An 18934-nucleotide genomic window follows, 5' to 3' on the forward strand; every position below is an offset into this window, starting at 1 on the left:
GACGCGTTGAAATCAAAAAGCATTGTGCCTGTATCATTTTCGTACCAGAACCGGCACGAGCACGGTGCGGCGGAGTTCTATCGTGGCGTTCCAATGGAGGTCTCAGGTCCTGACAGCTGTGCTCGTCGTGGCACTGTCATGGGTTGCGGGCGCGCGCGCGGCGGAACCGCAGGTGCCGGTGCTATGGGACGCGAAGGAGCGGCTGCCCAAGCCGGACCTTTCGGCACTGCCGCGGCTGCGGTTCCTGACGACGACGGATTTTCCGCCCTTCAATTTCCTCGACGGCGCGGGAAAGCTGTCCGGTTTCCACATCGATCTGGCGCGCGCCATCTGCGTGGAACTCGGCATCGTCGACAAGTGCCAGATCCAGGCCCTGCCCTGGGCGGAGCTCGAAGGCGCGCTCGACAAGGGCGAAGGCGAAGCTGTCATCGCCGGCATCGCCGCAACGCCGCAATCGCGCCAGACATACGCCTTCTCGCGCTCCTACCTGCAGTTTCCGGCGCGCTTCATCATGCCCAAGAGCAAGGCGCTGGTGGAACCGATCTTCGACAAATTGCACGGCAAGCGCGTCGGCGTGATAGCGGGCTCGGCGCATGAACGCATGCTGCGCGACTATTTCAGCACGGTCCAGGTCGTCCCCTTCGACGGACCGGAAGCGCTCTACGGCGATCTCAAGGCCGGCAAGATCGACGCGGCCTTTGGCGATGGCATGCGCTTCGCCTTCTGGCTCGGCGGCTCCGATGCGGCCGGCTGCTGCCGGTTTGCCGGCGGCCCCTATTTGGCGCCCGAATATCTGGGCACCGGCATGGCCATCGCCACGCGAGGGGACAATCCGGCCCTGGCCGCGGCCCTCGACTACGCCTTGCAGGAGATTTCGATGAAGGGCACCTTCGCCGAATTCTATCTTCGCTACTTTCCGGTCAGCTTTTTCTGATCCGAGCGTAACGCCCGCCTTCAGGTGAGCGTGCGCAGCCGCGCCTTGGCCGCACGGCCGATGGCCGCCACGGTCAGCGTGTCGAGATCGAGCTGCCGGCGGATCAGCTGCAGCACCCGCACCTCTTCCATCCGCATCTCCAGATCGACGGCGGCGACCTCGAAGGCGGCCGCATAGGCGGTGTCGTGCAACCGCTCCGGCAGCGCTTCGGCGACCTGGGCCAGGACACCTTCCAGCCCATCCTTCTCATGCAGCATCTTCTGGCAGGCCTGGGCCACGGCAACCAGCCGGTCCTGCTTGAAATCCTCGAACACCGGCCATGAGCGGACGACGTCGCCGATCCTGGCCAGTTCGATATCGGTCATGTCGCGGTCGGAGGCGGAGGCGATGACCATCAGGTAGATGAGGGCGTCATGCGGGGTCGGCGACGGCATTCTTTACTCCTTCAACAGGGCTCGAAGGTAGGAAGGGGAGCCAAGGGCCGCAAGGAAAAAGCGCCCCACGCGTTGACGCTCCGGCCATGCGCGCCTAGAGACCGGTTGAAAATCGACACTTGCAGCCCGAGCGGCGAATAATTTTGGAAAACAGGACCATGGCGGGATCAAACATCATCGATCTCAATCCCGAACTGCTGGCGGCGGCGACCGAGAGCAAGGCGTGGCCGTTCGAGGAAGCCAAAAAGATCATCGAGCGCTACAAGGGCGCCGACTTTCCCGAAACGATCCTGTTCGAGACCGGCTATGGACCGTCGGGCCTGCCGCATATCGGCACGTTCGGCGAGGTGGCGCGCACCTCGATGGTGCGCCATGCGTTCCGCGTGCTGACGCAGGACAAGGTCGCGACCAAGCTGCTGTGCTTTTCCGACGACATGGACGGCATGCGCAAGATACCCGACAGCGTGCCGGATCGCGCAGCGCTCGAGCCGTATCTGCACAAGCCGCTGTCATCGGTGCCCAACCCCTTCGGCGGCGATTATGCGAGCTTCGCCGACCATAACAATGCGATGCTGTGCCGCTTCCTCGACACGTTCGGCTTCGACTACGAATTCGCCAGCGCGACGCAATATTATAAGTCGGGCCGCTTCGACGCGATGCTGTTGCGCGCCGCCGAACGCTACGACCAGATCATGGCGGTGATGCTGCCGACGCTCGGGCCGGAGAGGCAGGCGACCTACAGCCCCTTCCTGCCGATTTCGCCGAAGAGCGGGCGCGTGCTTTACGTTCCCATGAAGCATGTCGACGCCAAGGCCGGCACCATCACCTTCGACGATGAAGGCACCGAAACCACGCTGCCGGTCACCGGCGGCAAAGTGAAGCTGCAATGGAAGCCGGATTTCGGCATGCGCTGGGCGGCACTCGGCGTCGACTTCGAAATGTTCGGCAAGGACCACCAGACCAATGCCGTGGTCTATGACCGCATCTGCAACATTCTGGGCGGGCGGGCGCCGGAGCATTTCGTCTACGAGTTGTTCCTCGACGAGAATGGCCAGAAGATCTCGAAGTCGAAGGGCAATGGTCTGACCATCGACGAATGGCTGACCTATGCGCCGACGGAGAGCCTCGGGCTCTACATGTACCAGCGGCCAAGGCAGGCCAAGAAGCTCTATTTCGACGTCATCCCGCGGGCGGTCGACGAATATTACACGTTCCTCGCGGCCTACCCCCGCCAGGATTGGAAGGAGCGGCTGGGCAACCCGGTCTGGCATATGCATGACGGCAATCCGCCCGCCATCGACATGCCGGTGCCGTTCTCGCTGCTGCTCAACCTGGTCAGCGCCTCCAATGCGCAGAACAAGGATGTGCTGTGGGGCTTCATCTCGCGCCATGTGCAAGGCGTGACGCCGGCCACCCATCCCGAACTCGACCGGCTGACGGGCTATGCGATCCGCTATTTCGACGATTTCGTGAAGCCGACGAAAACCTTCCGCCCGGCCGACGAAGTCGAACGCGAAGCGCTGGTGGCTCTCGAAAAGGCACTCGGCGAATTGCCGGCGGGCGCCAGCGGCGAGGCGATCCAGAACGCCTCACTCAACGTGGCGCGCAAGATCGAACGCTACCAGGATCATTCCAAGCAGAGCCCGGAAGGCGGCCCGGGCGTTTCAGGCGCCTTCTTCCAGATGATCTATCAAGTGCTGATCGGCCAGGAACGCGGCCCACGCTTCGGGTCCTTCGCCGCGCTCTACGGTGTCGGCGAGACCCGCTCTCTCATTCAGAAGGCGTTGGCTGGTCAGCTGGCTTGAGGGCGCCGCCCTCCTCTTTCAGGATCGAGCCCTCCTCCAGGATCGAGCCCGGCGCCTGAGGCGCCGGGGCGGTGGCGGCCGGCGCCGCCGAGATGCCGGCGAGGTTCGGCGCCGATCCGAAAATGCCTTTCCTGGCAGTTCGTGCCTTGTCGCCGGCCTCGACATAGGGCCCGCCCTTGGCGGCACGCGCCCAGCCGTTTTCGACCAGCCATTGACCGACATCCTGCTTGCCGATCCGGCACTCCGCCGCTATCCGGTCGCGGCCGCCTTCGGGCGGCACCGTGCAGACCACCGCGCGGCCGCGCAGGAAGGCGCGGAATGCCGTGCGTGCACGGACCCCGCACGGCCAGGATTTGCCGTCGGTGGTGCAAGTCTCGTCCTGGCTGACGACATCGATGCCGGAAACCGCGACCGAATAGCCTTTCGCCTCGATCAGCCCGGCGGCGGATGCAACCGGCTGGAACAGCTTCGTGCCGTTCCAATCGTCTGGCATCTTCGGCTTGGGCGGCACGGCGAGCGCCAGCTTGCTCAACGGCGCGCGCGGCTCGACCCGCTCGAGCTCCTCGGTGGGCAATTCCGGCGGCGCGACGACATCCGGATCGATCGCCCGCGAATGCGCCGCCGGCTTTGGCGGCTGCGAAGCAGGTATGGCGGAGGTGGCGGGTTCCTCGGGCGCCGTCCCGGTGTCAGCCTGCGGGATCGTATCGGCGCCGGGGTCGATCTGATCCACCACGACAGTGCTTTCGCTGCCTTTCAGCGTGCGTCCGCCGGCAACGACCAGCGCCGCCATCGCCGGGACCATCAGAACCGCCAGGACAAGATGAGGAAGTCGCACCCGTTGCACCTATTGGCTTGCCCAGACGATCCGCGCCACCCACTCGACCTCGCGCATGGGGATGTCGCGGTCCGGATGCTCCGGATTGAGCGAGACCAGCGCGATCGACTTGACGGTCTGGCGTTCAAGCACCTTGGCCATCACCTCGCCCGACGTGGTCTTGACGACTACGCGATCGCCCTTGCGCGTGACGGCGCCCGGTTCGACGATGAGGACGTCGCCGTTGCGGTAGAGCGGCAGCATGGAATCGCCCTGCACCTGCAGCGCATAGGAGCTTTCGGTCGATTGCGCGGGCAATTCGACGAGATCCCAGCCCTGTCCCGCCGGAAAGCCGGCATCGTCGAAGAAGCCGCCCGCGCCTGCCTGGGCAAAGCCCAGCAACGGCACGGCGCGCCTGTGCGACGTCGCGACGACGACTTCGCCCCGCCCCTCGATCAGCCCGGTGAATTCATCCAGCGAGGCACCCGTCGCCTCCATGATCTTGGCCAGCGATTCGGTCGAAGGCCAGCGCGGCCGCCCGTCGGAAGACAGGCGTTTCGATTTGTTGAAGGCGGTCGAATCGAGCCCCGCGCGCCTTGCCAAACCCGAAGCCGAAAGCGAATAGCGCTCGGCAAGAGCATCGATGGCAGCCCAGACGCGGTCGTGCGAGAGCATGACGTGCTCTCCTCCGAAACAGGAAAAAATGCCTCTTCCTTCTAGTCTTCGAACGCCGGCTTGTCCACTGGCCGCGCTACCGCGGCGCACATTCTTGTCCACCGCGGAAGGCCGATTGTCGGGATCAATCGCCCGCCTTTGCCAGACCGCGCAAACCCTGGTGCGAGGTCATGAAAATCCGTTCCGCCTCTGTCGGCGGTCGCGGTCACCGCGCGACCTAGGGCTGCGACCACCTCGTCAATGTCGAGGAAGCGGGCGCGCCTTGCGGCCGTAGACGCCGGCGGTCGTCAGGATCAGGGCGGCCGCCTCGCCATTGTCGAGGACGAAGCGGTGCTTGCCGATGACCTGGGTACCCGCCCAGGTCTCTATCGACGACACCACTTCGAAGCGGCGCCACAGCCGGATCTCGCGGGCGTAGACGGCCTGCAGCCCGCCCATCATCGGCGCCCAGCCATTCTTCCTCGCCAGCGTGATTAGGCCGGCGCGGACGAACAGGTCGATGCGCCTACAGCGCCCAGACATACATTACGCTATGTCAGGCTGCCTGCTTCACATCGCGCTTGGCATAGGGATCGAAGCGTTCGTAGAAGGTCTCGCCTTTCTCGGCCATGTCGAGGAGCAGCTTGGGCGCCTTGAACTCGGCGCCATACTTCTTCTGCAGGCCCTTGGCGATCTTGACGAAGCGCCTGGCACCGATGCCGTCGATGTAGGAGAGCGCGCCCCCCGTGTAGGGCGCGAAGCCGAAGGCCAGGATCGAGCCGACATCGGCCTCGCGCGGATCGGTGACGATGCCCTCTTCCATCACCCGCGCCGCCTCCAGCGCGATGGTGACCAGCAGGCGTTGCTGCAGTTCCTCATAGTCGACCTTTTCGGGCTCGATCTGCGGATAAAGGTCCTTCAACCCCGGCCACAGCTTCTTCTTGGCCGGCTTGGCCGGGTAATCGTAAAAGCCCTTGCCGTTCTTGCGGCCGAAGCGGCCATGGTCGTCGACCATTGTGTTGATCAGCGCCATCTGCCTGGGGTCGACGGCCTTGTCGCCGAGATCCCCGATGGTCTGCTTCATGATCTTCTGGGCAAGGTCGATGGCCGTCTCGTCGGTCAGCGCCAGCGGGCCGACCGGCATGCCGGCGGCCTTGGCGGCATTCTCGATCATCGGCGCGGGCACGCCCTCGATCAGCATCTTGTAGGCTTCCGACATGTAGCGCAGCACGCAGCGGTTGACGTAGAAACCGCGCGTGTCGTTGACGACGATCGGCGTCTTCTTGATGGCGCGGACGAAATCGATCGCGGTGGCCAGCGCCTTGTCGCCGGTCTTCTTGCCCAGGATGATCTCGACCAGCATCATCTTGTCGACCGGCGAGAAGAAGTGGATGCCGATGAAATTCTTCGGCCGCGCCGAATTCTTGGCAAGGCCCGTGATCGGGATGGTCGAGGTGTTGGAGGCAAAGATCGCCGACGACTTCAGCACCGCTTCAGCCTGTTCGGTGGCGGCCTTCTTGACGCCTGAATCCTCGAACACGGCCTCGACGACGAGATCGCAGCCGGCGAGGTCGGCATAGTCCGCGGTCGGCGTGATCAGCGAGAGCAGCTTGTCTTTCTCCTCGGGCTTGGCTCGGCCCTTCTTGACCTGATCGGAGACCAGGCTGTCGGAATGCGCCTTGCCCTTCTGCGCCGACTCCAGGTCGCGGTCGAGCAGCACCACCGGAATGCCGGCCTTGGCGGTGACATAGGCGATGCCGGCGCCCATGAAGCCGGCGCCGAGGATGCCGATCTTCTTGAACTTGGTGTCCGGCACGCCGGCCGGGCGGCGCGCGCCCTTGTTCAGCTCCTGCAGCGACACGAACAGCGAGCGGATCATCGCCGCCGCTTCCTTCGACTGCATGATCTCGGTGAAATAGCGCTGCTCGATCCTGAGCGCGGTGTCGAAGGGCACCAGCAGGCCCTCATAGACGCATTTCAGGATCGCGGCGGCGGCCGGATAATTGCCATGGGTCTCGCGGCGCAGGATGGCGATGGCCGGCGGCCACAGATTGGCGCCGGCCGCCGAATAGACCGGGCCGCCGGGCAGCTTGAAACCCTTTTCGTCCCATGGCTGAACGGCTTTCAGACCGTTCTTGATCATGGCCTTTGCCGTCTCGACCAGCTTGGCTGGTTCAGCGATCTCGTGGATGAGGCCCATGGCCTTCGCCTTCTGTGGCGACAGGTTCTGGCCCGAGGTCAGCATCTGCAGCGCCTGCTGCTGGTCGGTCAGCCGTGGCACGCGCTGCGTGCCGCCAGCGCCGGGGAAGATGCCGACCTTGACTTCCGGCAAGGCCATCTTGACCTTGTCTGAATCGGCCGCGACGCGCCCATGGCAGGCGAGCGACAATTCGAAGGCGCCGCCCATGCAGGTGCCGTTGATCGCCGAAACCCACGGCTTGCCGGATGTTTCGAGCTTGCGCCACAGGCCGCCCATGCGGCCGGCATTGTCGAACAGCAGCTTTGCCGCCTTCTCCGGATCCCTGGCCTTTTCCGTGGCAAACACCGTCAGCATCTTCTGCAGCATGGTGAGGTCGGCACCACCGGAGAAGCTGTCCTTGCCCGAGGTGATGACCGCGCCCTTGATGCCGGCGTCGGCCACGACCTGGTCGATGATCTTGTCGAGTTCGTTCATCACCTCTTCGGTGAACACATTCATCGAGCGGTCGGGCATGTTCCAGGTGACCAGCGCGATGCCGTCGGCGTCGGTGTCGAGGGTGAAGTTGGTGTAGCTCATGATTCTTCTCCCCGTCAGACGCGTTCGATGATCGTTGCTGTGCCCATGCCGGCGCCGATGCACAGCGTCACCAGCGCGGTGTTGAGATCGCGGCGCTCGAGTTCATCCAGCACGGTGCCGAAGATCATCGCGCCGGTGGCCCCGAGCGGATGGCCCATGGCGATGGCGCCGCCATTGACGTTGATCTTGTCGTGCGGGATCTCGAAGGCCTGCATGTAGCGCAGCACCACCGAGGCGAAGGCCTCGTTGAGCTCGAACAGGTCGATATCCGACAGCTTCATCTTGGCGCGCTTCAACAGCTTCTCGGTGACGTCGACCGGACCGGTCAGCATCAGCACCGGTTCGGAGCCGATGTTGGCGAAGGTGCGGATGCGGGCGCGCGGCTTCAGGCCCATCGCCTTGCCGGCCTTCTTGGAGCCGAGCAGCACGGCAGCCGCGCCATCGACGATGCCGGACGAATTGCCGGCGTGGTGGACGTGGTTCACCTCCTCGACTTCCGGATGCTTCTGCACCGCGACCGCGTCGAAGCCGCCCATTTCGCCCGGCATGACGAAGGACGGGTTGAGCGAGGCCAGCGACTGCATGTCGGTCGACGGCCGCATGTGCTCGTCATGGTCGAGAATGGTCAGGCCGTTCTGATCCTTGATCGGAATGACCGAATTCTTGAAGCGGCCGTCGGCCCAGGATTTCGCGGCGCGCTTCTGGCTCTCGACCGCGTAGGCGTCGACATCGTCGCGCGAGAAGCCGTATTTGGTGGCGATCAGGTCGGCCGAAATGCCTTGCGGCACGAACCAGCCGGGCAGGCCCACCGAAGGGTCCATGAACCAGGCACCGCCCGAGGCGCCCATGCCGACGCGCGACATCGATTCCACGCCGCCGGCAATGACGATTTCATCGGCGCCCTGCGCGATCTTGGCGGCGCCGAAATTGATGGCGTCCAACCCGGAAGCGCAAAAGCGCGAGATCTGCATGCCCGGCGCCTTTGTGTCGTAGCCGGCCTCGAAGGCGGCGGCGCGCGGAATGACCGAGCCCGCCTCGCCGACCGGGTCGACGCAGCCGAAGATGATGTCGTCGACCGCGCCGGTGTCGAGCCCATTGCGGTCGCGCAGCGCTTCCAGCGTCCTGGCGGCGAGCCGCACTGCCGGCACTTCGTGCAACGATCCGTCCTTCTTGCCCTTGCCGCGCGGCGTGCGCACGGCGTCATAGACATAAGCATCAGTCATTTTCATGCTCCTTGGGTTCGCTGAAGAGAGCTGCTCAGAGCGAGCGTCCGATCAGCAATTTCATGATCTCGTTGGTGCCGCCGTAGATGCGCTGGACGCGAGCGTCGCGGAACATGCGGGCGATCGGATATTCATTCATGTAGCCATAGCCGCCATGCAATTGAAGGCATTCGTCGACGACTTTGCCCTGCAGGTCGGACAGCCAGTATTTGGCCATCGAGGCCGTGACGGGATCGAGGCCGCCATTGATGTGGCGGGTGACGCAGTCATTGTAGAAGACGCGGCCGATGGTGGCCTCGGTCTTCAACTCGGCCAGCTTGAACTGGGTGTTCTGGAAGTCGATGATCGCCTTGCCGAAGGCCTTGCGCTCCTTGACGTAATCGATGGTCAGCGCCAGCGCCCGCTCGACCATGGCGATGGCGCCTGTGCCGATCTGCAGCCGCTCCTGCGGCAATTGCTGCATGAGCTGGACGAAACCCTGTCCTTCTTCATGGCCGAGCAGATTGGCGGTCGGCACGCGCACGTCGTTGAAGAACAGTTCCGACGTGTCGTTGGCCTTCAGCCCGATCTTGTCGAGGTTGCGGCCGCGCTCAAAACCTTCGACCTCATCGGTCTCGACGATCATCAGCGAGGTGCCCTTGGCGCCCTTTTCCGGATCGGTCTTGGTGACGACGATGATGAAGTTCGCCAGCTGGCCGTTGGTGATGAAGGTCTTGGAGCCGTTGATCTTGTACTGGTTGCCATCCTTTTCGGCACGGGTCTTGACGCCTTGCAGATCGGAGCCGGCGCCAGGCTCGGTCATGGCGATCGCGCCGATCAGCTCGCCGGTGGCGAGCCTGGGCAGCCATTTCTTCTTCTGCTCCTCCGAGCCGTAATGGAGGATGTAGGGGGCGACGATCGAATTGTGCAAGCCGATGCCGAAGCCGTCGACGCCGACATGGCCGATCGCCTCGATGATGGCGCTCTCATGCGCGAAGGTGCCGCCCGAGCCGCCATACTCCTCCGGCATGGAAGCGCAGAGCAGGCCGGCCGCACCCGCCTTCAGCCAGCTCTCGCGGTCGACCATCTCGTTCTTCTCGAACTCGTCATAGCGCGGCGCGATTTCCTCCGCCATGAAGCGGGTCGCCATGTCGTAGAGCATGCCGACCTCGTCGGCCGCCCAGGCGGGCTTCGGCAAGGAGAGCACTTCAGCTGGATTTGTCGCCACGATTTCCTCCGCGTATCGACAGGCAGAAAGGCTAGCGGGACCGAGCTTAGAACGCTTCCGCCGGCAGGGCCATCAGCGTATCGGCGCCGCTCGAAATACGGGCCAGGTGCGCCGAGGTTTCCGGCATGATCCGTTCCATGAAGAAGCGCGCCGTCACGACCTTGTTGTCGTAAAAGGACTGGGAGCCGTTGGCGCCGGTCTTGCCCTGCGCCGCCTTGGCCATCTGCGCCCACATGTAACCCAGCGCCACGAGGCCGAAGAGGTGCATGTAGTCGGTCGAGGCGGCACCGGCATTGTCGGGCTTGGCCATGCCGTTCTGAAGCAGCCACATGGTCGCCGCCTGCAGATCGTTGAGACCCTTTTTCAGACCCTTGGTGAAGGGCGCCATCTTCTCGTCGGCGCGGTTTTCCTCGCAGAACTCGCCGACTTCCTTGAAGAAGACCTGGATGGCGCGGCCGCCATGCAAGCCGAGCTTGCGGCCGACGAGGTCGAGCGCCTGGATGCCGTTGGCGCCTTCATAGATCATGGCGATGCGGGCATCGCGCACGAACTGACTCATGCCGTGCTCTTCGATATAGCCGTGGCCGCCGAACACCTGCTGCGCCATGACGGCGTGATCAAAACCCTTGTCGGTCAGCACGCCCTTGACCACCGGCGTCATCAAGCCGGTGTAATCGTCGGCCGCCTGGCGGTCCTTGTCGTCGGCGGAGCGGTGCGCGATGTCGGACTTGATCGCCGTCCACAGCGCCAGCGCACGGCCGGCCTCGTTGAAGGCCTTCATGGTCATCAGCGAGCGGCGGATGTCGGGATGAACGATAATCGGATCGGCCTTCTTGTCCGGCGCCTTCGGGCCTGACAGCGAGCGGCCCTGCAAACGGTCCTTGGCGTAGGCGACGGCATTCTGGTAGGCGATCTCCGACAGCGAAAGGCCCTGCAGGCCGACACCGAGGCGGGCCTCGTTCATCATCGTGAACATCGCCTTGAGGCCGCCATTGGCCTCGCCCAGCAGCGTGCCCTCGGCCTCGTCATAGTTCATGACGCAGGTCGAATTGCCGTGGATGCCCATCTTCTCCTCGATCGAACCGCAGGAGACGGTGTTCCTTGTCCCCGGATTGCCCGACGCGTCGAGCTTGAGCTTGGGCACGATGAACAGCGAGATGCCCTTGACGCCTTCCGGCGCGCCCTCGATGCGGGCCAGCACCAGATGGACGATGTTGTCGGACATGTCGTGCTCACCGGCCGAGATGAAGATCTTCTGGCCGGAAATCTTGTAGGTGCCATCGCCGTTCGGCACCGCCTTGGTGCGCAGCAGGCCGAGGTCGGTGCCGCAATGCGGCTCGGTCAGATTCATTGTGCCGGTCCAACTGCCCTCGACCATCCTGGGCAGCCATGTCGCCTTCTGCTCGTCGGTGCCGTGGGTGATGATGGCGGCGATCGCGCCCTGGGTCAGGCCGGGATACATCATCAGCGACATGTTGGCCGAGACCATGTATTCGGCCACCGCCGTGTGCACGGCATAGGGCAGGCCCTGGCCGCCGAACTCGACGGGGGCCGCCAGACCCATCCAGCCGCCTTCGCGATACTGGTCGAACGCTTCCTTGAAGCCCTTGGGCGTGGTCACCGAGCCATCGTCGTGGCGCACGCAGCCTTCCATGTCGCCGACACGGTTGAGCGGATGCATGACGTTCTCGGCGAGCTTGGCGCCTTCGGCGAGAATTGCCTCCAGCACGTCAGGCGTGGCATCGGCGAATCCAGGAAGGTTCGAATAGCGCTGATAGCCCAGCACCTCGTTGAGCACGAACAGCGTGTCCTGGACCGGGGCCCTGTAGATCGGCATGCTTTCCTCCACCATGCGGATGAGGCCCCGAAATCAAGCCGTGCGCGGCAAGCGGGCCAATGTCGAAGTCGCAATAACAAATATTGACGTTTGCGTAAACGTCAATATTTCGATGCGACAAGATTTCCGCCGCCACGAGCGCGGTGAGCCTAACGTTGCGGCTTTGCTCTAGCCAGCGCGAACAGCAGGCCACGACAGCGAAAAGCCGCGCGGCATGGCCACGCGGCTTTGATGGTGAAGAGCCCGACAGTGTCGGAGTATGGCTTAGCTGGCGACGCTCGCCTGCGGCGCCGAACGCTCGGTCAACATCTGGCGCACGGCCGACATCGAGCCGCTGAGCTCATTGATGGCGTCGTCGATCAGAGCGCGCTGCTTCTGCAGCCGGGCGAGCTGCTTCTCCGACTTGTCCAGCGCCAGCCGCAGCTGCTTGGTGTTGGATCCGGTCGGATCGTAGAGGTCCATCATCTGCTTGACGTCGCGCAGCGAGAACCCGACCTTGCGGCCGAGCAGGATCAGCTTCAGCCTGGCCTTGTCGCGGCGCGTGTAGAGACGGGTCGAACCGTCGCGCTGCGGATTGAGCAGGCCCTTGTCTTCGTAGAAACGCAGCGTGCGCAGCGTCACGCCGTACTTTTTGGCCATTTCGCCGATGCGTGAGAGATCCTCGCCGATTTCGACGGATGCATTATTGGTATTGGCCGCGGTCTCGCCGGCCGAGATAAGCTTCATGGTCACTGGCTTTCCCCGTCTGGTGGCGTCGCGGTCCCGGACCATGCGTCGCCTGACTGGAAGCGGGGGCGTGCTTCCGGCCGTGGTTTCGACAAACAAATCGCAAAACAGCACACTCGATGCGCCTTTTACGTTTACGTCAATTCTATACCGATAGCCGCCTCATGACGCAAGGGCGTTCTGAGAACGGTGCTTTATGCCGCACTGGAGGCGGGGACAGCCAACTTCCTTGCAACTTCTTAAGCTTGGTTAACGCGTTGTTTACCACGTTGGGCGAAATGTGCGCGTGTCGGCTACCCGTGGTTATCCTGTATCGAATTTTCACGGTTTTTCGGAGCGCGGGTGAAACCCCGGGAAGCTTGTCTTCCACCGTGGCATGGAAGCGCGGTCGCCTCGTTCCGGCAGGGACTTGGGGAGCCGGTCGCAAGCCGGCCAATCTGAAAGACGGACGCACCGATGAACAGCAAGCGGTCCTACCTCGATACACTCAACGCCGGCAGGCAGCGCAAGCCGCAGACCACGCTCGAGCAGCTGAACCGCTCGCTGGAGACGCTGGAACAGCGCCTGGGGCAGACGCGCGAGGACACGACGGCACGCCCGGCTCCTCGCCAATATGGCGCCGAACCGCGTTACCCCGCAGCCGACCCGCGTTATCCCGCAACCGAACCGCGTTATCCCGCCGCGCAGCCGAACGCCCAGCAGCGCTGGTATGAGGATCCGCAGCCGGCACCGCGTGCGCCGAACCCGGCGCCCTCCCCTGCCTTCGATCAGAATTATCAGGCGATCGCGCGTGACATCGACCGCGTGCGCGGCCAGGAAGACAGCGTCGCCATGGTCGGCAAGATCGCCGGCGAACTGCGCGGCATGCGCGAGGAACTGCGCCATCAGGTGACATCGGGACTGCAGCGCGAATTCGATGCGCTGCGCAAGGACATCGACCGCGCCTTCCAGTCGAACGCCAAGTCCGGCGCCACGGGCAAGGGCAGCGCGGAACTCGGCGTGGAATTCGAACGGCTCTCCGGCGCCATCAAATCGCTGTCGGAGAAGAGCGACGACAGGAGCGTCAACCTGCTGCGGCTGGAACTCGAGCAGGTCAAGGCCGCGCTCGACACGCTGGCGCGCGAGGAGAGCGTGCAGAAGGTCGATCGCCGCTGGGATGATTTCGATCGCCGCTGGACGGCTTTCGAGGACCGCGTCGACGCCGACCAGCGCAAGCGGTCCGACGATCCCGCGCTTGCCGCCCTGACCGACCGGCTGGAGCAGATCAGCAACGCCGTCAACAATCTGCCGGAATCGCTGTCGCTGCGTTCGCTTGAGGAAAAGGTTCGCACGCTGGCCGGCGCGGTCGACCATTTCGCCAGCCAGCAGGACAATCGCGGCGGTGATACGCTGGCCATGATCGACGAGCGGCTGGACGAGATTTCCCGCGCCATCGTCGCCTCGACCGTCGCCGCACAGGCAAACTCAATCGACCACGAAGCCTTCGAGCGCATCGAGAAGCGGATCGACTCGCTCGCCCAGCAGATCGAGGAAGTGGCGCAGGACCGTCCCGGCAATGTCGTGATCGACCGGCTGAACACGCTGTCGAGCCGAGTCGATGACCTCGCCGGCCGCGCCAACCTGCCCGAACAGGCGATGGAACGGCTTGCCAAGCAGATCGCGCTGATCGCCGACAAGATCGATCAGGCGCCGGCCATGCCCGACGCCGACTACATCTTCCACGGGCTGGAGCAGCGCTTCGACGTGCTGTCCGGCATGATGGAGCGCCGCCAGGGCGATGCCATCGAACAGGGCAACATGCTGTTTCGCGATCTCGAGCGCAGGCTGGACGAGGTTGCCGACCGGCTGGACCAGCGCAGCATGCCGCAGATCGACAGCGCCGGCATCATGGACGCCATCGATGCCCGCTTCACCGCACTGGCCAAGCGCATGGAAACGCGCGCTCCCGATCCGGCCGGCGAGGCGGCCATCCGCGGGCTGGAAAGCCGGCTCGAGGACATTTCAAGCCGTCTGGACGCTTCGGCGGCCCAGGTCGCCGGCATCGATCCGGCGCTGATCCGCAGCCTGGAGGCGCAGGTCGCCGGCCTGTCGGCGCATCTTTCCAAACCCAGCACGCCGCTGCCGGACTTCGAGGACATCAGCCCGCGCCTCAACGAAATCGAAAAAGCCCTGGCCGGCACCCGCGATTCCATCCTCGGCGCGGCACGCGAGGCGGCCGAGAACGCGGTGCGCTCGCTGGCCGGAACGAGCACCAATACGGCCGCGGTGTCTGGCCTCGCCCAGGACCTGAAGACGCTGGAGACATTGACGCGGCGTTCCGACGAACGCAATTCACGTACCTTCGAGGCCATTCACGATACACTGCTCAAGATCGTCGACAGGCTGGGTTCGCTGGAAACCAGCGAACCGTCCGAAGCGGTAAGCGAACTGCTGGATGCGGTTCCGGCCGAACCGAGCGGCTGGCGTGGCGTGCGGCGGCCCAAGATGGCCGTGAACGCACCCTCCATGACCATGGACGAGCCGCTGCCGCTGACCGGCGACATGGCCGATCTGGACGCGCGTGCTGCGGCCATATTGCGCGCCGAGCCTGCCTCATCAGGCGAACCGGCACTGCACGTGGAGACGGGCTTTTCCGCCCGGCCGGGCGCGCGTTCGCCCGCGGAAGCCGCCGCCGCCGCCGCGATGGCCGCACTCGGTTCCGACACGAGCGCCGAGAAAGACCAGCCGGCGGGCCGCAAATCGATGTTCGGCGGGCTGGCACGTGCCTTCAAGGGCAAGAAGACGGTGGATGTTCCGCCGCTTGCCGGCTCGGCGCCGAGCACCGATATCCCCAGTGTCGATCTCGATGAGCCGCTCGACCCCAAAATCGCCAACCGCCCGCTGGAGCCCGGCTCCGGCGCGCCCGACCTCAATGCCATCATGAAGCGCGTGCGCGACGAGCGGGGACAACCGGCAAAGTCCGGTGACGGCGACGCGGCGAAATCGGATTTCATCGCCGCCGCGCGGCGCGCGGCGCAGGCGGCCGCGGCCGAGGCCGACGCCCTGAAGCGCCAGTCGACGATGAAGGGCCCGGTCAAGGCGCTCAGGATAGGCGATCTGCTCAAGGCGCGGCGCAAGCCGATTCTGATGGCGGCGGCGGCGATCATGCTGGCGCTTGCCGGCCTGCAGCTCGGCAAGGCGTTTCTCTCGGATCCCGCCCAGGTGGCAAGCAACGACGCGCTGCCGATCGTCGCCTCGCAGCCGGTGCAGACGGCATCTCTGGACACCGCCAGCCAGCCGAAGACCGAAATCCAGCCGACCGCCACGGACAGCGCGCCGGCCCGCGGCGTCAGGCAGGCCGAACAATCCGCGCCGGCGGCCAAGGACGACATGGCGGCGCAGCCCGTCATGGCCATGCCGTCGGATAAGGACGCGATGCCCGGCACGGCGCCCACGGGAGAGCCCGCTCCGGCACCGATCGCGTCGGCCATGGCTTCCGGCCCGAGCACGACCGCTCCCGATGCGATGGCTCCGGCCGCACCGGCGCCGATTGCTCCGATGACCGCTGCTCCTACCTTAACGGATCCGACCCCAGCCACCATCGCCGGCGTCACGCAGGCGACGGATGCCGATGCCCAACCGGCCCCTGCCGCGCCAGTGGCGACCGAGGCCACGGCCAATGACACGACCGGCACCGTTGCGCCCATCGACAAGCCGGCGGCGACCGCGGCGGCCAAGTTCGACATCCCGGCCGATGCCGGCCCGGCCGCCCTGCGCGATGCCGCTGCCGCTGGTGACGCCAAGGCACTGTTCGAAGTGGGCTCGCGCTATGCGGAGTCGCGCGGCGTCAAGGAAGACATGGCGACGGCTGCCAAATGGTACGAGAAATCGGCGGAACTCGGCTTCGCTCCGGCCGAATACCGCATCGGCAATTTCTATGAGAAGGGCATCGGCGTCGCACGCGACGTCAAGAAGTCGAAGACCTGGTACCAGCTCGCCGCCGCGCAGGGCAACGCCAGCGCCATGCACAATTTGGCGGTGCTGTTCGCCATGGCTGCTGACGGCGTGACCGACAATGAATCGGCCGCGCACTGGTTTCAGGAGGCCGCCGACCTCGGCGTCAAGGACAGCCAGTTCAATCTTGGCATCCTCGCCGCCAAGGGCGTCGGCATGAAGCAGAACCTGGAAGAGTCCTATAAGTGGTTCGCGCTCGTCGCCAAGACCGGCGACAAGGATGCCGCGGCCAAGCGCGACGAGATCGCCAATGCGCTGCGGCCCGAGCAGCTCGAGCGGGCGCGCGCCGCGACAGAATTGTGGAAGGCCAAGCCGCTCAACGCGGCAGCCAATTCGGTGGACATTCCCGAATCCTGGCAGGAAGGCACGCCGCAGACGACCGCCGGCATCGACATGAAGAAGGCGGTCAAGAACATCCAGCTCATCCTCAACAAGAACGGCTATGACGCCGGCGGCGCCGACGGCGTGATGGGCGAGAAGACCAAGAACGCGATCATCGCTTTCCAGACCGACAGCAAGCTGCCGGCGACCGGCGCGGTCGACGAAAAACTGGTCAAGGCATTGCTGGCGCGCAAATAACGGCAGAAGCGTCGTTTCCACGACGCCCTCGCCATACATTTGCCTGTTAACTGATTGAGTTGTTTTTTGTTTCGGCGCGGTGGCTGGGTTTGACCCCGCTGCCGCGTCGGCGCAAGGAAAAATTGGCTTTTCGATGCGATACTGTCCGCAACGGCTTTATTCGCCGACAGGCAAACTGATCGAGACTGACGGGTGGGCATCTATCTCCCGATCGCGGAAATTTCCGTCAACGTCTTCGTGCTGCTGGCCATGGGCGCCGCGGTGGGTTTCCTGTCGGGCATGTTCGGGGTGGGCGGCGGCTTTCTCATCACCCCGCTCTTGATCTTCTACAACATCCCGCCAGCCATCGCGGTCGCCACCGGCGCCAACCAGGTCATCGCCTCGTCCGTGTCCGGCGTGCTGTCGCACATGAAGCGAGGCACGCTCGACTTCAAGCTCGGCAGCGTCCTTCTGGCCGGCGGCGTCGTCGGCTCCACGGGCGGCATCTACGTGTTCGGCTTGCTGCGCAGGCTCGGCCAGCTCGACCTGTTCATCTCGCTACTCTACGTCGTGCTGCTCGGCACCGTCGGCGGGCTGATGCTGGTCGAAAGCATCAACGCGCTGCGCGCCACGCGCCGCGGCGCGGCGCCGGTGCTGAAGAAATCGGGCCAGCACAATTGGGTCCACCGCCTCCCGCTGAAGATGCGCTTCCGGGCGTCGAAACTTTTCGTCAGCGTCATCCCGGTGCTCGGCCTTGGCGCCGGCATCGGCTTCCTGTCGTCGATCATGGGTGTCGGCGGCGGATTCATCATGGTGCCGGCGCTGATCTATCTCTTGAAAGTGCCGACCAATGTCGTCATCGGCACCTCGCTGTTCCAGATCATCTTCACCAGCGCCTACACGACGCTGGTTCACGCCACCACCAACCAGACCGTCGATGTGATGCTGGCCTTCCTTTTGATGGCCGGCGGCGTGGCCGGGGCACAATATGGCGCCAAGGCCGGCCAACGGCTGCGCGGCGAACAATTGAGGGCCTTGCTGGCGCTGCTGGTGCTGGCGGTGGCGATCCGGCTCGCCATCGATCTGTTCGTCACGCCGCCCAACCTTTATTCGTTGTCCGCCGTGGGCCTCAATTGATGAAAAGCCTGAAAGCGCTCGCGGCCGTCGCCCTCCTGTCCCTGACCGCCGCCGCGCCGGCGAAGGCGCAGACGCCGCTGACGGAAGGCATCCAGATCGGCCTTTCCACCGATGCGGTGTCGATCACCGCCGGGTTTTCCGGCGCCGATCTGACCATTTTCGGATCCCTGGAAAATCCCGACCCACTGGTGGCACGCCAGGGCCGCTACGACGTCATCGTCGTGCTCGAAGGGCCGCCAAAACCGGTGGTGGTGCGCCGCAAGGACCGGGTGCTGGGTGTCTGGGTCAATCTGGACTCGGAAACCTTCGAGAACGTGCCGGTGTCCTATTCGGTGGCGACCACACGGCCCCTGCAGGACATCACCGAACCCAACAGCTACAAGCAATTGTCGCTCGGCGCCTCCAACCTCTACATGCAGCCAGCCGATGCTAGCGACAGCCCGGCGACGATCGAGGAATTCACGGCGGCACTGCGCGAGCGCAAGGCCGCCGCCGGGCTCTACAGCGAGAATGTCGGCGGCGTGCAATTCCTGTCGCAGAACCTGTTTCGCGCCACGGTCAGGCTGGCGCCGAATGTGCCGGTCGGCACCCACAAGGCCCGCGCCTTCCTGTTCAAGAGCGGCCTGTTCATCAAGGAGAGTTCGGCGCAGCTCGAAATCCGCAAATCGGGCTTCGAACAATCGATCTTCCGCGTCGCCCACGACTATTCGTTCCTCTACGGTGTCTTCGCCATATCGCTGGCGATGATAACCGGCTGGCTCGGCCGGCTGGTGTTCCGCAAAGATTGATGCTCCGGGAAAAGAGGGGTTCCCCTTTTTCCCGCCATGCGATAAACC

General features: G+C 64.6%; 13 protein-coding genes and 1 pseudogene. 5 read left to right on the plus strand and 9 right to left on the minus strand.

Annotated elements, in window-relative coordinates; genetic code table 11:
* The first annotated feature begins 82 nt into the window (after positions 1-82).
* Entirely contained in the window at positions 83-934 is an 852-nt protein-coding gene (locus FJ948_RS16495; RefSeq protein WP_140706142.1) for a transporter substrate-binding domain-containing protein, read from the plus strand.
* A gap of 20 nt (positions 935-954) precedes the next feature.
* On the opposite strand, the gene FJ948_RS16500 is transcribed toward FJ948_RS16495, so the two are convergent.
* Positions 955-1368 (minus strand): tellurite resistance TerB family protein, encoded by a 414-nt coding sequence (locus FJ948_RS16500; protein WP_140706144.1) that lies wholly within the window; start codon positions 1366-1368, stop codon positions 955-957.
* Positions 1369-1526: 158 nt separating this feature from the next.
* Between FJ948_RS16500 and FJ948_RS16505 the strand changes: the two genes are divergently transcribed.
* Complete coding sequence (locus tag FJ948_RS16505; protein WP_140706146.1) at positions 1527-3173, plus strand: lysine--tRNA ligase; 1647 nt, start codon at positions 1527-1529, stop codon at positions 3171-3173.
* Here the strand turns inward: FJ948_RS16505 and FJ948_RS16510 are convergent.
* From FJ948_RS16510 to FJ948_RS16545, 8 genes and pseudogenes are all read right to left on the minus strand, one after another.
* Positions 3139-4008 (minus strand): thermonuclease family protein, encoded by an 870-nt coding sequence (locus FJ948_RS16510; protein WP_348642981.1) that lies wholly within the window; start codon positions 4006-4008, stop codon positions 3139-3141. The genes FJ948_RS16505 and FJ948_RS16510 overlap by 35 nt on opposite strands.
* Positions 4009-4017: 9 nt before the next feature.
* Positions 4018-4662 carry a helix-turn-helix transcriptional regulator gene (locus FJ948_RS16515; RefSeq protein ID WP_140706150.1) on the minus strand — a complete coding sequence of 215 codons (645 nt, stop codon included), beginning with the start codon at positions 4660-4662 and terminating at the stop codon, positions 4018-4020.
* Positions 4663-4786: 124 nt separating this feature from the next.
* A pseudogene (locus FJ948_RS16520) lies at positions 4787-5166 on the minus strand (thioesterase); the annotation flags it as partial.
* A 31-nt stretch (positions 5167-5197) separates the two neighbouring features.
* A complete protein-coding gene (locus FJ948_RS16525) occupies positions 5198-7417 on the minus strand; it encodes a 3-hydroxyacyl-CoA dehydrogenase NAD-binding domain-containing protein (protein ID WP_140706152.1) in 2220 nt (739 codons plus the stop codon).
* 14 nt (positions 7418-7431) lie between these two features.
* A complete protein-coding gene (locus FJ948_RS16530) occupies positions 7432-8640 on the minus strand; it encodes an acetyl-CoA C-acetyltransferase (RefSeq protein WP_140706154.1) in 1209 nt (402 codons plus the stop codon).
* A 34-nt stretch (positions 8641-8674) separates the two neighbouring features.
* Entirely contained in the window at positions 8675-9847 is a 1173-nt protein-coding gene (locus tag FJ948_RS16535) for an acyl-CoA dehydrogenase family protein (RefSeq protein ID WP_140706156.1), read from the minus strand.
* A gap of 46 nt (positions 9848-9893) precedes the next feature.
* Complete coding sequence (locus tag FJ948_RS16540; RefSeq protein WP_140706158.1) at positions 9894-11684, minus strand: acyl-CoA dehydrogenase; 1791 nt, start codon at positions 11682-11684, stop codon at positions 9894-9896.
* A gap of 264 nt (positions 11685-11948) precedes the next feature.
* Complete coding sequence (locus FJ948_RS16545) at positions 11949-12410, minus strand: MerR family DNA-binding transcriptional regulator (RefSeq protein WP_140706589.1); 462 nt, start codon at positions 12408-12410, stop codon at positions 11949-11951.
* Between the two features lie 456 nt (positions 12411-12866).
* Between FJ948_RS16545 and FJ948_RS16550 the strand changes: the two genes are divergently transcribed.
* From FJ948_RS16550 to FJ948_RS16560, 3 genes are all read left to right on the plus strand, one after another.
* A complete protein-coding gene (locus FJ948_RS16550; protein ID WP_140706160.1) occupies positions 12867-16982 on the plus strand; it encodes a peptidoglycan-binding protein in 4116 nt (1371 codons plus the stop codon).
* 192 nt (positions 16983-17174) lie between these two features.
* Positions 17175-18098: a sulfite exporter TauE/SafE family protein gene (locus FJ948_RS16555; protein WP_140706162.1), complete on the plus strand. Its 924-nt coding sequence runs from the start codon at positions 17175-17177 to the stop codon at positions 18096-18098.
* Complete coding sequence (locus tag FJ948_RS16560) at positions 18098-18886, plus strand: TIGR02186 family protein (RefSeq protein ID WP_140706164.1); 789 nt, start codon at positions 18098-18100, stop codon at positions 18884-18886. The genes FJ948_RS16555 and FJ948_RS16560 overlap by 1 nt, the downstream gene beginning before the upstream one ends.
* Positions 18887-18934 lie beyond the last annotated feature (48 nt).

It is taken from the genome of Mesorhizobium sp. B2-3-12 (assembly GCF_006442205.1).
Classification (GTDB): domain Bacteria; phylum Pseudomonadota; class Alphaproteobacteria; order Rhizobiales; family Rhizobiaceae; genus Mesorhizobium.

Coding starts and splice junctions, on each gene's coding strand:
- FJ948_RS16550 (WP_140706160.1), top strand. CDS start 12,867: ATGAACAGCAAGCGGTCCTACCTCGATACACTCAACGCCGGCAGGCAG.
- FJ948_RS16560 (WP_140706164.1), top strand. CDS start 18,098: ATGAAAAGCCTGAAAGCGCTCGCGGCCGTCGCCCTCCTGTCCCTGACC.
- FJ948_RS16540 (WP_140706158.1), bottom strand. CDS start 11,684: ATGCCGATCTACAGGGCCCCGGTCCAGGACACGCTGTTCGTGCTCAAC.
- FJ948_RS16525 (WP_140706152.1), bottom strand. CDS start 7,417: ATGAGCTACACCAACTTCACCCTCGACACCGACGCCGACGGCATCGCG.
- FJ948_RS16530 (WP_140706154.1), bottom strand. CDS start 8,640: ATGACTGATGCTTATGTCTATGACGCCGTGCGCACGCCGCGCGGCAAG.
- FJ948_RS16500 (WP_140706144.1), bottom strand. CDS start 1,368: ATGCCGTCGCCGACCCCGCATGACGCCCTCATCTACCTGATGGTCATC.
- FJ948_RS16545 (WP_140706589.1), bottom strand. CDS start 12,410: ATGAAGCTTATCTCGGCCGGCGAGACCGCGGCCAATACCAATAATGCA.
- FJ948_RS16515 (WP_140706150.1), bottom strand. CDS start 4,662: ATGCTCTCGCACGACCGCGTCTGGGCTGCCATCGATGCTCTTGCCGAG.
- FJ948_RS16505 (WP_140706146.1), top strand. CDS start 1,527: ATGGCGGGATCAAACATCATCGATCTCAATCCCGAACTGCTGGCGGCG.